Origin of the sequence: Streptomyces nidicola, from assembly GCF_050106155.1 — a bacterium.
Taxonomy (GTDB): domain Bacteria; phylum Actinomycetota; class Actinomycetes; order Streptomycetales; family Streptomycetaceae; genus Streptomyces.
This window is the reverse complement of sequence record NZ_JBNBPI010000001.1, coordinates 8,322,333-8,337,439: the sequence shown is the minus strand read 5'-3', so window position 1 is coordinate 8,337,439 and position 15,107 is coordinate 8,322,333. Positions and strand designations below refer to the sequence as shown.

13 protein-coding genes are annotated in these 15,107 nt (G+C 71.3%); 7 read left to right on the top strand and 6 right to left on the bottom strand.

Annotation, left to right across the window (positions count from 1 at the left end; genetic code table 11):
- Positions 1–104 precede the first annotated feature (104 nt).
- The 6 genes from ACOKM3_RS37660 to ACOKM3_RS37635 all read right to left on the bottom strand — a co-directional run bounded on the left by ACOKM3_RS37660 (position 105) and on the right by ACOKM3_RS37635 (position 5,909).
- Positions 105–1,106 (bottom strand): proline racemase family protein, encoded by a 1,002-nt coding sequence (locus ACOKM3_RS37660; RefSeq protein WP_426905751.1) that lies wholly within the window; start codon positions 1,104–1,106, stop codon positions 105–107.
- Positions 1,106–2,050, bottom strand: a complete 945-nt coding sequence (locus ACOKM3_RS37655) for a dihydrodipicolinate synthase family protein (RefSeq protein WP_426905750.1) — start codon at positions 2,048–2,050, stop codon at positions 1,106–1,108. Before ACOKM3_RS37655 ends, ACOKM3_RS37660 begins: the two co-directional genes overlap by 1 nt.
- A complete protein-coding gene (locus tag ACOKM3_RS37650) occupies positions 2,047–3,564 on the bottom strand; it encodes an FAD-dependent oxidoreductase (RefSeq protein ID WP_426905749.1) in 1,518 nt (505 codons plus the stop codon). The genes ACOKM3_RS37655 and ACOKM3_RS37650 overlap by 4 nt, the downstream gene beginning before the upstream one ends.
- Before the next feature lie 121 nt (positions 3,565–3,685).
- The gene (locus tag ACOKM3_RS37645; protein WP_327654235.1) at positions 3,686–3,994 is read right to left on the bottom strand and encodes a (2Fe-2S)-binding protein; all 309 of its coding nucleotides are present in this window, start codon (positions 3,992–3,994) and stop codon (positions 3,686–3,688) included.
- Positions 3,991–5,184, bottom strand: a complete 1,194-nt coding sequence (locus tag ACOKM3_RS37640; protein ID WP_426905748.1) for an NAD(P)/FAD-dependent oxidoreductase — start codon at positions 5,182–5,184, stop codon at positions 3,991–3,993. Before ACOKM3_RS37640 ends, ACOKM3_RS37645 begins: the two co-directional genes overlap by 4 nt.
- 104 nt (positions 5,185–5,288) lie before the next feature.
- On the bottom strand, positions 5,289–5,909 hold the full coding sequence (locus ACOKM3_RS37635) for a helix-turn-helix domain-containing protein (protein ID WP_426905747.1): 621 nt from the start codon (positions 5,907–5,909) through the stop codon (positions 5,289–5,291).
- A 152-nt stretch (positions 5,910–6,061) separates the two neighbouring features.
- On the opposite strand from ACOKM3_RS37635, the gene ACOKM3_RS37630 reads away from it, so the two are divergent.
- The 7 genes from ACOKM3_RS37630 to ACOKM3_RS37600 all read left to right on the top strand — a co-directional run bounded on the left by ACOKM3_RS37630 (position 6,062) and on the right by ACOKM3_RS37600 (position 14,957).
- Positions 6,062–7,981, top strand: a complete 1,920-nt coding sequence (locus ACOKM3_RS37630) for a glycoside hydrolase family 127 protein (RefSeq protein WP_426905746.1) — start codon at positions 6,062–6,064, stop codon at positions 7,979–7,981.
- Between the two features lie 122 nt (positions 7,982–8,103).
- Entirely contained in the window at positions 8,104–9,807 is a 1,704-nt protein-coding gene (locus ACOKM3_RS37625; RefSeq protein WP_426905745.1) for an ABC transporter substrate-binding protein, read from the top strand.
- Positions 9,808–9,813: 6 nt separating this feature from the next.
- Positions 9,814–10,773, top strand: a complete 960-nt coding sequence (locus ACOKM3_RS37620; RefSeq protein ID WP_426905744.1) for an ABC transporter permease — start codon at positions 9,814–9,816, stop codon at positions 10,771–10,773.
- Entirely contained in the window at positions 10,773–11,768 is a 996-nt protein-coding gene (locus tag ACOKM3_RS37615) for an ABC transporter permease (RefSeq protein WP_266717189.1), read from the top strand. Before ACOKM3_RS37620 ends, ACOKM3_RS37615 begins: the two co-directional genes overlap by 1 nt.
- A complete protein-coding gene (locus ACOKM3_RS37610; RefSeq protein WP_426905743.1) occupies positions 11,765–12,652 on the top strand; it encodes an ABC transporter ATP-binding protein in 888 nt (295 codons plus the stop codon). Before ACOKM3_RS37615 ends, ACOKM3_RS37610 begins: the two co-directional genes overlap by 4 nt.
- The gene (locus tag ACOKM3_RS37605; RefSeq protein ID WP_426905742.1) at positions 12,649–13,518 is read left to right on the top strand and encodes an ATP-binding cassette domain-containing protein; all 870 of its coding nucleotides are present in this window, start codon (positions 12,649–12,651) and stop codon (positions 13,516–13,518) included. The genes ACOKM3_RS37610 and ACOKM3_RS37605 overlap by 4 nt, the downstream gene beginning before the upstream one ends.
- Complete coding sequence (locus ACOKM3_RS37600) at positions 13,515–14,957, top strand: aminopeptidase P family protein (protein ID WP_426905741.1); 1,443 nt, start codon at positions 13,515–13,517, stop codon at positions 14,955–14,957. The genes ACOKM3_RS37605 and ACOKM3_RS37600 overlap by 4 nt, the downstream gene beginning before the upstream one ends.
- Positions 14,958–15,107 lie beyond the last annotated feature (150 nt).

Here is a 15,107-nt window from a genome sequence, read left to right as displayed (position 1 = left end):
GCACGGGAGAGGAGTCCCCCGTCGGGCCCGGCCGGATCGCGGGGTGGGTTGGTTGTCGTACGGGACACGGTGACTCCTTCAGGGGCCGCGGAGGGCCTGCTGTGTCAGAGCACGAAGCCGTGCGGGAACGGGTCGCGGGGGTCGAGGAGGTAGTTGGCCGTGCCGGTGATCCAGGCCCGTCCGGAGAACTCGGGCACGACGGCGTCGAGTTGACCGACTTTCGCGTCACCGACGAGCCGTCCGGTGAACCGCGTACCGATGAACGACTCGTTCACGAACTCGGTGTGCAAGGGGAGTTCGCCGCGCGCGTGCAGCTGCGCCATCCGGGCCGAGGTGCCGGTGCCGCACGGCGAACGGTCGAACCAGCCGGGCTGGATCGCCATGGCGTTGCGTGAGTGCCGGGCGGTCGAGTCGGGCGCGAGGAACTGCACGTGCTTGCAGCCGCCGATGACCGGGTCGAGCGGATGCTGCGGCCGGTTGTGCTCGTTGATGGCGGCGGAGATGGCGAGCCCGGCCTTGAGGATGTCGTCCTTGCGGGCCCGGTCGAAGGGCAGCCCGAGCTGGTCGAGCTCGGTGATCGCGTAGAAGTTCCCGCCGTACGCCATGTCATAGCGCACTTCCCCGTACCCGGGCACCTTCACGGTGGCATCCAGCTCCAGCGCGAAGGCGTCCACATTGCGCAGGGTGACCTGCTCGGCGACACCGTCACGTACGGCGACCCGCGCCTCGACGAGACCGGCAGGCGTATCGAGCCGCACGACGGTCTCCGGCTCGCTCACCTCCACCATCCCGGTCTCCACGAGCACGGTGGCGACGCCGATGGTGCCGTGCCCGCACATCGGCAGGAAGCCGCTGACCTCGATGTACAGGACACCCCAGTCCGCGTCCGGGCGGGTCGGCGGTTGCAGGATGGCGCCGCTCATCGCGGGGTGGCCGCGCGGCTCGTCGACGAGGAACCTGCGGAGTTCGTCGAGGTGTTCGAGCGCGTAGGTGCGACGCTCGGCCATGGTGTCACCGGGGATGGGACCCACGCCGCCGGTGACGACGCGGGTGGGCATGCCCTCGGTGTGCGAGTCGACGGCACTCAGCGTCCGTACGGACCGCATCAGACGGCCTCCCCCTTCTCCAGGGACGCGATCGCGCGGGCCATGTCGGCCTCGACCTGCTCGCGCAGCTCGGGCAGCAGCGCACCGCGCGGCGGCCGGCAGGGCCCGCCGAACCGCCCGACCTGCTCCATCCCCAACTTGATGGCCTGCACGAACTCGGTCCGCGAGTCCCAGCGGAAGGCGGCGACCAGCGGCTCGTACAGCGCCCGCGCTTCCTCCACCTTCCCGGCGAGAGCCAGGTCGTACAGCCGGGCGGACTCAGCAGGAAAGACATTCGGGAACCCGGCGAACCACCCGGTGGCACCCATCAACAGACTCTCGAGCACGACATCATCGGCACCACTGATGATCTCAAGACCCGGGGCCTTCTCCTTGATCTCAAGGACCCGCCGCACATCACCGGAGAACTCCTTCACGGCGACGATGTTGTCGATCTGCGCGATCTCGGCAAGCAGATCCGGCGTGAGGTCCACCTTCGTGTCGAAGGGATTGTTGTACACCATCACAGGCAGCCCGACGGAGGCGACGGCGGCGAAATGGTCAATGACATCACGCGAGTTGGCCCGATACAGGGTGGGCGGCAGACACAGCACACCGTCGGCACCGTCCTCGGCCGCGACCTCGGCCCAGTGCTTCGCCTGGTGGGCCCCGACCCCATGCACACCCACCACGACGACGCCATCGTCGCCGACGGCCTCGATGGCGGTCTTGGCGACCCTCCGACGCTCCTCGTCCGTGAGGGACGAGTACTCACCGAGCGACCCGTTCGGACCGACGCCACGGCAGCCGTTGTCGACGAGCCAGCGGCAGTGCTCGGCGTAACGGTCGTAGTCGACGGCGAGCCCGGCGGGCGCCGAGGCGTCCTCGGAGTAGGGCAGAGCGGTGGCGACGACAACGCCACCAAGACCGATGGAACCCTTCGCCTGCTGCTTCTTGGCACTCATGAACTGCTCTCCTCTGTACGGGAGTTACTGGGGGACGTGGCAGTGGTTTCGGGGGTGACGGCAGTGGTTTCGGGGGTGGCGGCCAGATCGCCCAGCCGGATCGGGCGGGCGATGGGCCGCCGGTGCTCGCTGGCCGGGGGCAGGCCCGCGATGCTGCGGTCGTCGCTGCCGGGCCCGCGCAGGCGCGCACCGATCTCGGCGACAGTGGGCCCGCACATCCGGGCCTGGCACGGCCCGAGTCCGGCGCGGGTGGCGAGCTTGGCGGCGCGCGGTGCGGAGGTGGATTCGTCGGTGGCGGCGCGGCACACGGTGGCGTAGTCGGTCTCCTCGCACCGGCACACCACGGTCTCGGGCCGCAGCCACCCGGACCAGCCCGCCCCGACGGGGTGCGCGCGGGCGAGGCGGGCGGTGAAGGCGCGGCCCTGGTCGCGGCTGGTCCGCAGCCGGCGCACGGTGGCGGTGTTCCGGTCGCCGCCCGCGGCGAGCCACCCGGCGAGCGCACCCTCGACGCGGGCGGCGGGCGCGCCCGCGATGCCGGTGATCTCCCCGGCCGCGTACACGTCGGGGCAGGTGGTGCGCTGGTCGCCGTCGACCTCGACGAACTCCCCCGCCGGGGTGGCGCGCAGCGCGCATCCGGCGGCGAGCGGCAGTTCCAGCTGCGGACTGAACCCGTGCGAGACACACACGGCGTCGACGGCGACGGTCCGCTCGCTCCCCGGCACGACCGACCAGTCCGCACGCAGCCGAGCGGTGACGACCTCCTCCACACACCCGTCGCCGCGCGCCTCGACGACAGTACGTCCGGTGCGGTACGGAACCCGGTGCCGCGCCAACAGGGCGCTGTACTCGGCGAGTTCGGCGGCCTTCCCGGCCTGCGCGGCCAGCTCCCAGGGCCGCCGGCCCCAGCCACGGGCGAGGGTGGCAGGGGTGCCGGCCTCCAGCACTTCACGCACCCGCGCCCCGGCCTCGATCAGCGACGCGGCCACCGGCAGCAGGAACGGACCGCTCCCGGCCACGACCACCTGGTCGCCGACCACCACCCGCTCCCCCTTCGCCAGCGCCTGCGCCGCGCCCGCGGTGAACACGCCGGGCAACTCCCAGCCGGGGAAGGGCAGTACGCGGTCGTGGGCGCCGACCGCGAGCACGAGCGCGTCGGGGTCGAGCACCTGCCGGTCCCGGCCGCCCCCGTCGGACGGTCCGCGCAGCACGTGCACGCGCGGCGGTCCCGGCTCGGCGGGGTCGGGCCGCTCCAGGGCCCACACGGCGGTCTCGGACCACCAGGCGCAGCGCGGATGGGCGAGGACCCGGCGGCGGCGTGCGTCGAAGGCGCGCCAACCGTGGTGGAGGCGCTCCGGCCGGGCGGCGGCGTAGGCCTCGGGGAGCATCCGGTGGTACTGGCCGCCGGGCTGCTCGGCCTCGTCGACCAGGGTGACCCGCGCGCCCGCGCCGAGCGCGGCATCGGCGGCGGCGAGCCCTGCGGGCCCCGCGCCTACGACCACTACGTGGCGTGTCATGTGGCCTCCGTGGGCTTCCAGTTGAGCGAGTACGTAGCGGTGCGGGGACTGTGACGTGGGACTTCGCATGGGCCGTCTTTCTGCGTCACAGTCCCGGTGTCCTGCCGGCCCCGAAACGCGCTCACCGTTCCTCCCCGCGCGCCTGCGTCCGCACCTCGTCCCCGTCCCGCGCCCGCCTGCGGCACGCCCGTACGTCGCGTTCGGGGCCGACCGTGACCAGGCAGTCGAAGCAGGCGCCGATGCCGCAGAACACTCCTCGGGGCGCGCCGGAGCGGCCGGTGCGCCAGGCGCGGCGGCCGGAGGCGAGCAGGACGCCCGCGATGGACTGGCCCTCGATTCCGTCGACGGGCTCGCCGTCGACGGTGATCGTGAGCGGCGTCTCGCGCCGCTCGACGGCATCCGTGGCCGCCGGTATGCGTCGTGGGCTCATGCCGCCCAACCTCCTTGAGTGCTTCCCAGGACGGCCGGCCGGTCCACCCGGAACGGCGTCGCGTCGATCTCGGTGGGCCGGCCCAGGAGCAGGTCCCGCACGAGGCGTGCGGTGCCGACGGACAGGCCGATGCCCGCGCCTTCGTGGCCGCCCGCGTGCCACAGCCCGGCGAGGCGCGGGTCGGGCCCTATGACGGGCAAGTGGTCGGGTACGTAGGGGCGGAAGCCGCCGTAGGCGCGCATCACCGGCACGTCCGTGAGGGACGGGAAGAGGCGCAGCGCCTTGGCGGCGATCGCGGAGAGGGCGTCGACGCGGAGCCGGCCGTCGAAGCCGACGCGGCGGCGTGAGGAGCCGATGAGGACGCTGCCGCCGCGCGTGGATTCGACGACGGCGGAGGTCTGGAGGTCCTCGGCGCTGCTGCCGACGGCGCCCACGTAGTCGGCGTCGTACACCTTGTGGAAGACGGTGGGCGGGAGCGGGGTGGTGACGAGGACGTCGCCGCGGCGGGGGCGGACGTCGACGGGGGCGCCGAGGCGGGTGGAGAGTTCGCCCGCCCAGGGCCCTGCCGCGTTGATGAAGATGTCCGCCTCGATAAGCTCGCCTTCGGACGTGCGGACCGCGGTGAGGCGGTCGGAGCGGGTGACCGCGCCGTGCACCTCGCAGTGCGTGCGCAGGGTCGCGCCTGCCCGTAGCGCGTCGGCGAGGAGGGCGGCGGCCGCGCCCGACGGCTGCACCTGGGCGTCCTCGGGGTAGTGGATCGCTGCCGTGTGTTCCCGGGTGACGTACGGCTCGGCGGCCGCGAGTTCCGCGGCGTCCAGGGTGTCGGCGCGTACGCCGGCCTCGCGTTGAGTCGCCGCGAACTTCGTCAGCTCGCGGGCCCCGTCGTCGGTGGTCGCGACGACGATGCCGCCCTTGGGGTCCCACTCCGTCAAGTCACCGACCACGTCGGTCCGTTCGGACATCTCGGCGATGATCTGTGGCCACAGGCGGCCGGAGAGTTGAGCCAACTCGAGTTCGGGGCCCGGGCCTTTGTCGGATACGAGGATGTTGCCCTCGCCGTGCGCGGTGGTCGCGGCGGCCGGGCGGCCGCGGTCGACGACCGTGGTGGCACAGCCCGCGAGGGCCAGCTCCCGCGCACAGGCGGCTCCGACGATTCCGGCCCCGAGAATGACCGCCCGTGTTCCGTACATCGAACCGCCTCCGTTCGCTTCATCGAACAGCTCGGAGGCTAGGACGGCCCTTCAGAGGGTGTCAACGGGTCCGGAAGGAGTGATCGATTAATTACCTGTAACACTCACTCGTTTTCGGGTTCGGCGGCGCCCGGCTTCGGGTGCGGGATCCCCAAGTGGGCGTGCTCGTGCGGCCGGTACTGGAGCAGCAGCACCGAGTGCACGTCGCCGTCGAGCGCCGTGTAGGAGTGCGGGAGCGTGGCGTCGAAGCCCACGTAGTCGCCGGGGCCGAGCTCCACCTCGTCGCCGTCCACGCGGACCTGGAGCCGGCCGGTCTGCACAATGGTGTGCTCGGTACCGACGTGGCCGAGCGAGTCCTGCCTGCTGTCGGCCCGCACCACCTGGTCGTACACCTCGAAGACCAGGTCACCGAACTCCATCCGGCGCAGCGGCCGCAGGTCGACGCCCTGGCCGCTGAGCACCTCGACCTCCTTGGCGCGCACGACGGTCAGGCCGCCGGGCGCCCGCGTCTCCAGGAGGTCGGAGACGGGCACCTCCAGGGCGCGCGAGAGGCTGAACACCGTCTCGATGGTGGGGTTTCCGGTGCCGGACTCGAGCTGGGAGAGCGTCGCCTTGCCGATCTTGGAGCGTCGCGAGAGCTCCGAGATCGACAGGCCGCGCCGCGTCCTCGCTCGGCGGAGATTGGCCGCCACCATGTCGCGCACCGACTCCTGAGGAACGTCCATAGCCTCTCCCTGACTCCCTTGACAGCGTTCGCTTTGACGAACACTATGCCGCACAACGCGTTTACTGACCCGAACGGTTCCTCGTTCGTTTCCCTACTTTCGACGCTTTCGACGCAACGGCACCCAAGTACACGCCACTTGGAGGACTGATCGTGCGGCACCCCTCTGAACGTCTCCGACCGCTCCCCGCCGCCCGGGTAGAGCTCGTCGGCGGCCTCCTCGCCGACTGGCAGCGCCGCAACCGCGAGGCGACTCTGCCGCACACGGTGGAGCAGCTCCGCGCGGCGGGCAATGTGGACAACCTCCGCAGGCTTCTGCCCGATGAGAGCGGGGCCCCCGCGTTCCGCGGGCGGTATCCGTTCCTCGACACCGATATTCACAAGACGCTGGAGGGGCTCGTATACGAACTGGCCGAGTCCGGTGCCGAATTGGATGCCGGGCTGCGGGGTTTCTACGAGGAGATCGTCGGGCTTCTGGAGCGGGTGCAGGCTCCCGACGGGTATCTCAACTCCTTCTACCAGGACCCCGATCAGGCCAAGGAGCCCTGGTCCGACCTCGCCTGGGGGCACGAGCTCTACACCTTCGGCCATCTCGCCCAGGCCGCGATCGCCGCTCACCGGCGGCTCGGCGACCGGCGGCTGCTCGATGTCACCGTGCGCTTCGCCGACCTCGTGGTGAAACGTTTCGGGCCGGGCGGCGAGGAGGCCGTCTGCGGGCACCCCGAAGTCGAGATGGCGCTGGTCGAGCTGTACCGGGAGACCGGCGACGCCGCGTATCTGACGCAGGCCCGGCTCTTCGTCGACCGCCGGGGCCACCGGGAGCGCAGCGGGCTGCGGCACAGCGTCTTCCCGCCCTCGTACTTCCAGGACGAGGTGCCGCTGCGCGAACTGCCGTCGGTGACCGGGCACGCGGTGCGCATGGCGTATCTCGCGGCGGGCGCCGCGGATGTGGCGCTGGAGACCGGCGACGACTCGCTGCTCGACGTGCTGCGCCGGCTGTGGGCCGACATGGCCGCCACGAAGCTGTACGTCACCGGGGGCCTGGGCAGCCGGCACTCCGACGAAGCGGTGGGCGACCGCTACGAGTTGCCCTCCGAGCGTTCCTACAGCGAGACCTGCGCGGCGATCGCCACCATGCAGTGGGGCTGGCGGATGTTCCTGGCCACCGGGGACGCCACGTATCTCGACACCTTCGAGACCGTCCTCTACAACGCGTTCGCGGTGGGTCCGTCGGCCGATGGCCGTGCCTTCTTCTACGACAACCCGCTGCAACGCCGCGCCGACCACGAGCAGCGCAGCGGTGCCGAGGCCGACGGGGAGCCACTGCGCCGGGCCTGGTTCGGGTGCCCGTGCTGTCCGCCCAACATCGTGCGGTGGATGTCCCAGCTCGGCGAGCACCTCGCGGCCGAGCGCACGGACGAGCTCGTGGTCGCGGGGTACGCGACGGCCCGGATCGACGGCCAGGAGCTGGCGGTCGACATGGTGACCGGGTATCCGTGGGACGGCGAGGTGCGGGTGACGGTCAGGGAAGCGCCGGAGCGACCGTACGCTCTCACCTTGCGTGTGCCCGGCTGGGCCAACGCCAGTGCGGTCCGGCTGACGGTCGACGGGGAGACCTCCGCCCCCGAGGTGGTGGACGGCTGGGTCAGCGTCCGGCGCGGGTGGCGGGCCGGCGACGAGCTCGTGCTGCGGTTGCCGATGGCCGTGCGCGCCCACGGTTCCCACCCCTACCTGGACGCGACCCGCGGCGCCGTCGCCGTCGCCCGCGGCCCCCTCGTCTACTGCGCCGAGCAGCAGGACTGCGGCGTCGACATCGACGACGTGACGCTCGACGTGGCCCAGGTCGCCGCCGCCCGTCCGCGTACGGACACGGAGTTCGAGGGCGCGGTCGTCCTCGACACGGAGGCGGGTGTCGCACCCCCGGCGTCGCCCGACCTCTACCCCGTACTGACCGGCACCGCCGCGTCCGTCACGGACACCGCCGCCGCGACCACCGGCCTCACCCTCGTCCCCTACTTCCTGTGGGGCAACCGCGAGGCGGCACCCATGCGCGTCTGGATCCGGCGCGCCTGACCGCCGGCCCTCCGTCTCACCCTCGTCCCCTCTCGCTCCTCTCGCCCCACTCGCACCATTCGCACCTCGCGCCCCGCACGCGCCTCGCCCCTCTCATCCTTCCCCCCTCTCCAGAAGGCGTCATGAGAAAAGCAATAGTCCTGCCCGCCGCCGCACTGTGTACCGCGCTCACCCTCACGCTCTCCGCCTGCAAGGGCGGCGGCGCGTCAGCCGCCAAGGAGGCCGACCCAGGCGCGGCCGCCGCGACCGGTGGCACGGTGCACGTCCTGGCGCAGGCCGACTTCTCCCACCTCGACCCGGCCCGCGGCTTCGACGGCGGCGTCAACAACTTCTACCGGCTCGTCTACCGCACCCTCACCACGCCGGTCGCGGCCCCCGGAGAGAAGGGCGCCAAGATCACCGGTGACCTCGCCACCGACACCGGGCGGCCCTCCGACGGCAACAAGACATGGACGTTCACGCTGAAGCGCGGACTCACCTTCGAGGACGGTTCCGACATCACCAGCAAGGAGGTGAAGTTCGGGGTCGAGCGCGCCTGGGATCCCGAGGCCGGGCTCGGCTCGCCGTACGCCAAGCAGTACATCGAGGCGCCCGACAGCTACAAGGGGCCGTACAAGTCGGGTGACCTGTCGACCATCGAGACACCGGACGCGCACACCATCGTCTTCCACCTGAAGAAGGCGACGGCGCAGTTCGGTTACATCGCCGCGCAGCCCACGTTCACGCCCTTCCCGAAGGGCAGTGGCGCCAAGGCCGTCTTCGACCGCAAGCCGATCGCCTCGGGCCCGTACCGGGTCAAGAGCTATCAGCACGGCTCCAAGCTGGTCCTCGTCCGCAACAAGCAGTGGAAGCGGTCGACGGACAAGGTGCGCGACGCGAAGCCGGACAGCTTCGTGTGGACCTTCGGCCTCGATCCGGCGACCATCGACGAGCGGCTCATCGCCGGGCAGGGCGCCGACGCGAACGCCATCAGTGGCACCGCCTCGCTACAGCCCGCGACCGTGTCCCGTATCCAGACACCGCAGCTCAAGCAGCGCACGATGTCGGGGCCGACGGGCTGCACCTCGTACATGAGCATCAATACGAGCAAGGGCCCGCTGAAGGATGTGCGGGTCCGGCAGGCCATCGAGTACGCGGTCGACAAGCAGACCACCGTGGATGCGCACGGGGGCAAGTCCCTCGCGACCGTGGCCACTTCCATCCAGCCGCCCACCCTGCCGGGCCGGGACGCGAGCGATGTGTACCCGAGCAAGGGCGGCACCGGTGACGTGAAGAAGGCCCGCAAGCTCCTTGCCGAGGCGGGGCAGTCCAAGGGCTTCACGTTCACGCTCGACACCCGTGCCGCGGGCGTGGAGCAGGCGACGGCCGTCGCGGTGCAGCAGGCCCTGAAGCGGGTCGGCATCAAGGTCAAGGTCAACACCATTGACACGTCGACGTTCTACGAGGTCATCGGCACACCCTCGCAGGAGCACGACGGCGCGCTGACCGGCTGGTGCCCGGACTGGCCGAGCGGCAGCACGTTCCTGCCGCCGCTGTTCGACGGCCGCAACATCACCGGCAGCGGCAACCCGAACATCTCGATGCTCGACGACAAGAAGGTCAACGACCGGATGGACGCGATCGAGGCGATGAGCGACGCGGACGCGCAGAACACGGCGTACGGGAAGCTCGACGCGCAGATCATGCGGCAGGCGCCGATCGTGCCGCTGCACTACACCAAGTACCTCACGGTCGTCGGCGACAACATCGCGGGCGCCTACCTCACTCCGTCCTTCTCCGGCGGCATCGACCTCGTCTCCGTCGGTCTCGCGGACCCGAAGAAGTAGCCCGCCATGTCCACTTCCGTCCTCCAAGAGGCGCAGCCGGGCACGGCCGGCGCGCCGCCGGGCACCGAGCTGCCCGGCTCCACCGGGCGCCGGGTCCTGCACGCCCTGTCCCGCGATGTCGGGGCGGTGCTCAGCACCGCTTTCCTGCTCCTGATCGTCCTGATGGCGCTGTTCGCCCCGCTGCTCACCATGATCACGGGGCACGGCCCGGACGCCTTCGACCGCGCGGCCGTCGACACCGACATCGGTGGCCTGCCGCGCGGCTCGTTCGGCGGGATCAGCGCCGAGCACTGGTTCGGCGTCGAGCCGCAGAACGGCCGCGACGTGTTCGCGCGGATCGCCTACGGGGCCCGTACCTCGCTGCTGATCGCCGTCGCGGCCACCCTGATCACCACCGCGATCGGCACGGTGCTCGGGGTGCTCGCCGGGTTCCTGCGCGGCTGGGTGGACACGGTGATCTCCCGGCTCATGGACTTCCTGATGGCGTTCCCCGCGCTCATCTTCATGATCGCGATCCTGTCCGCGCTGCCGGGCAGCGGCCGGGCACCGCTGCTTGTCGTCGTGCTCAGCGTGTTCGGCTGGCCGTATCTGGCGCGCGTGGTGCGCGGGCAGACACTCGCGCTGGCCGAGCGGGAGTTCGTCGAGGCGGCCAGGGCGTCGGGCGCGGCCAAGTGGCCGCTGGTGTTCAAGGAGATCCTGCCGAATCTGCGCAACTCGGTCCTGGTGATGGCGACGCTGTCGGTGCCGGGCTACATCGGTACGGAGGCGGGTCTGTCCTTCCTCGGTGTCGGTGTCACCCCGCCGACGGCATCCTGGGGGCAGATGATCGCGAGTTCGGTCTCCTGGTACCAGGTCGACCCGCTGTACTTCGCGATCCCCGGCGCCTTCCTGTTCGGCACGGTGCTCTCGCTGACGGTGCTCGGCGACCGGATCCGGCACGCACTCGACGCGGGGGAGGCCGTCTGATGGCCCGTTATCTCGCCGGACGCCTCGCCTGGGTGGCGCTCATCCTCGTGGCCGTCTGCGTCTTCACGTATCTGATCTTCTTTCAACTCTCCCCCGATCCGGCCGTGATGATCTGCGGCAAGACCTGCACCGCCGAGCGGATCGAGACCATCAGGTCGTCCCTCGGCCTGGATCTGCCGTTCTTCACCCAGCTGTGGGACTTCCTCAGCGGTATCGTCGTCGGCCGCGACTACGGCAGCGGCGCGAACCTCGTGCACTGCCACGCCCCCTGCCTCGGCTACAGCTTCCAGAGCGGCCAGTCCGTCTGGGACATGGTGCTCCAGCGCCTTCCCGTGAGCGCGACCGTCGCGATCGGCGCCGCCGTGCTGTGGCTGCTCGCCGGGGTGGCCTGCGGGCTGCTCAGCGGCGTCAAGGAGGGCACCTGGTGGGACCGCGGCGCGATGAGTCTCGCGCTCGGCGGCTCCAGCATCCCCAACTACGTGCTGGCGCTTGCCCTTCAGTACGTGCTCGTGGTCAAGCTCCAGATCCTGCCCTTCCCCGCGGCGGTCTCCTTCGGCGACGATCCGCAGATGTGGCTCGAGTCATATCTGATGCCGTGGATCGTGCTCGCCACCGGATACGCCTGTCTGTACGCGCGGTTGACCCGCTCCAACGTCATCGACACCCTCTCCGAGAACTTCGTGCGCACGGCGCGCGCGAAGGGGCTGCGGCCGACGCTGCTGATGCGCCGGCACGCTCTGCGACCCGCGCTCACCCCCATCACCACGCTCTTCGGCATGGACTTCGCGGGGCTGCTCGGCGGGGCGATCATCACCGAGACCGTCTTCGGGCTCAACGGCGTGGGCAAGATGGCCTCCGACGCGATCTCCAAGAACGACCAGCCGGTCATCATGGCGGTCACACTCCTCGCGGCCTTCTTCGTGGTGCTCGGCAACCTCGTCGTCGACGTCCTCTACACCTTCCTGGACCCGCGCGTGAGGATCACCGCGTCATGACTGATTTCCCGAACCAACGCGCTTCTACAGAAGGCCTGTTGACGGTCGAGGGCCTGACCGTCACGTTCCCCACCGGGCGCGGCCCCGTCGATGTCGTCCGCGATCTGTCGTTCACCGTGGAGCGGGGCGAGACCCTCGGCATCGTCGGCGAGTCCGGCAGCGGGAAGTCCATGACCTCACTCGCGGTCATGGGCCTGCTCCCACGCGGCGCGCGCACCAGCGGCAGCGTCCGCTTCCAGGGCCGCGAGCTGCTCGGCCGCCCCGACCGGGAGCTGCGCCGGCTGCGCGGCGACGCGATGTCGATGGTGTTCCAGGACCCGCTGTCCTCGCTCAACCCGTACTACACGGTGGGCCTGCAGATCGCCGAGGCCTACCGCAGCCACCGCGGCGGTTCCCGGCGGGCGGCACGCAGACAGGCCGTCGAGGCGCTCGGCCAGGTCGGCATCCCGCGGCCCGCCGAGCGTGTGGACCACTTCCCGCACCAGTTCTCCGGCGGCCAGCGCCAACGTGTCATGATCGCCATGGCGTTGGTGTGCGAGCCGGCGCTGCTGATCGCGGACGAGCCGACCACCGCCCTTGATGTCACCGTGCAGGACCAGATCCTCACGCTCCTCACCGAACTCCAGCAACAGACCAGCACCGGCATGCTGTTCATCACCCACGACCTGGCGGTCATCGCCAACCTGGCGGGCCGTGTGCTGGTGATGCGGGGCGGCGAGCAACTGGAGTACGCGACGACGGAGGACGTCTTCTGCGCGCCCCAACACGCGTATACGAGAAAGCTGTTGGAGGCGATCCCCCGCATCGACGACGAACTGGCCGAGCCCGGCGGAACGCTCGCCGATCTGACACCGCTCGGCGCGGCACAGGAGGACTCCCGGTGACCCCCGACCACTGCGGCTCCGCACCCGCGCCGCTGCTGCGCGCCCGCGGGCTGACCAAGACGTTCACCACGCGCGGCTCGCTCGGCCGCACGTCCGTGACCACCGCGGTCGACGACGTGAGCCTCGACATCCACCCCGGCGAGACCCTTGCGGTGGTCGGCGAGTCCGGCAGCGGCAAGTCGACCACCGCACGCCTGGTGGCCAAGCTGATGGAACCCACCGCCGGCACCCTGGAGTTCGCGGGCGAGGACGTGACACACGCGAGCGGCGCCGCGCTCGCCCGCTTCCGCAGCAACGTACAAGTGGTGTTCCAGGACCCGTACTCCTCGCTCAACCCCCGGCACACCGTCGAACGCATCCTGACCGCCCCGCTCGACTACCAGCACCTGCCGATCCCGGGAGGCCGCCGCGCCTTCACCCGCGAGCTGATGGAGCGCGTCGGCCTGAACCCGGACCACGCGCTGCGCTATCCGGCGCAGTTCTCCGGCGGGCAGGCGCAGCGGATCGGCATCGCCCGCGCGCTCGCGGTCGGCCCGCAGCTGGTGATCTGCGACGAGGCGGTGTCCGCGCTCGACGTGTCGGTGCAGGCCCAGGTGATGAATCTGCTGCTGCGCCTGCAACGGGAGAACGGCTTCTCCTACCTGTTCATCGCCCACGATCTCGCCGTGGTGCGCCGGATCGCCCACCGCGTGGCGGTGATGCACCAGGGACGTATCGTCGAGTCCGGCCGCGCCGCGGACGTCTTCGACCAGCCGCGGGACGCGTACACCCGCACCCTGCTCGGGGCGATCCCGCGCATCAACCCGGAGTGGGACCGCCGCAGGCGTGCCGCTCCCCGGACCTCTCAAGGAGTGGAGTCGGCATGACCGAGACGACCCCCGCCACCTCCGTGCCCAGGTCGAGCACCCCGGATCCCCGGATGCCGCGCCTCGCCGAACTGCCGGACTTCGCCGCGTACATGGGCCAGGGCTGGGACGAGGCCGACCGGACGCCGCCGACCGTGCCGGGGGGCGCCGACGCGGCCGCCGCGCACCGGGCGCGGCTCAGCGCCGAGTTCGCCGGTCGGCCGCTCGTGGTCGCCGCCGGACGGGCCCCGGTGCGCAGCAACGACACGGCGTACGACTTCCGGCCCGACAGCGACTTCTACTGGCTCACCGGCTGTTCGGTCGAGGACGCCGTCCTGGTCCTTCGCCCCTCCCCCGGCGGTCACGACGCGGTGCTGTATCTGCCGCCGCCGGCCCGCCCCGGCGAGACCGGATTCTTCGCGGACGCGGCGCACGGCGAACTGTGGGTGGGCCCGGCCCCCGGCCTGGACGACTGGCGCGAGGCGCTGCGCGTGGACACGGCGCCGCTGGGTGCCCTGGACGAGGCGCTGGCCGCGTGCGCGTCGCAGGGCCCGCTGCTCACCGGCCCGCTCGACCCCGACACGGCCCGCCGCCACGGGATCGCGGCCTCCGCCGACCTCGGCCGGACGCTCTCCGAGCTGCGCATGATCAAGGACGCGTGGGAGATCGGCCAGCTGCGCGAGGCCGTGAACCGTACGGTCGAGGGCTTCGCCGCGGTGGTCCGCGAGTTCCCCGCGGCCGTGCGCGGCGGCGGCGAGCGCTGGCTTCAGGGCACCTTCGACCGCTACGCCCGCACGTACGGCAACGGCCCCGGGTACGCCACGATCGTGGGCAGCGGCCGCAACGCCGCGACCCTGCACTGGGTGCGCTGCGACGGGCCCGTGGCCGAGGACGCGGCGGTGCTCCTGGACATGGGCGTCGAGACACGCAGCTACTACACGGCCGACGTCACCCGCACCTTCCCGGCGTCCGGCCGCTTCACCGACGCCCAGCGCCGCGTGCACGACCTGGTGGAGCGCGCGCACCGGGCCGGGCTCGACGCCGTGGGTCCGGGGCGGGAGTGGGCGGACTTCCACACGGCGTCGATGGAGGTCGTCGCGCGCGGCCTCGACGACTGGGGCCTCCTGCCGGTCTCCGTGGACGAGGCCCTCTCCCCCAAGGGCCAGCACCACCGCCGGTACCTGGTGTGCGGCATCGGCCACCACCTCGGCCTCGACGTGCACGACTGCGCCCGCGCCGACTACTCCGCGTACCAGGGCGCCCGCATGGCTCCCGGCATGGTGCTCACGGTCGAGCCGGGCCTGTACTTCCACGCCCATGACACGACCGTGCCGCCGGAACTGCGCGGTATCGGGGCGCGCATCGAGGACGACATCCTGGTGACCGAGGCCGGTTCGGAGGTCTTGTCGACCGAACTGCCCCTGGACGCCGCCGGGTTGGAGCGGTGGATGGCGGCGTAGGCGGACCGCCACACCTTTACGTGTCTCACATATCGAACACCCATTACCGGTGAGTGAGACACATGAAAGGTTGTGATCCTCGTACCGTCCGACCGGTACGAGGGTCGCCGGCGTCCCGTGCCGGTGGACGCACACCGCAACACCCCTGGG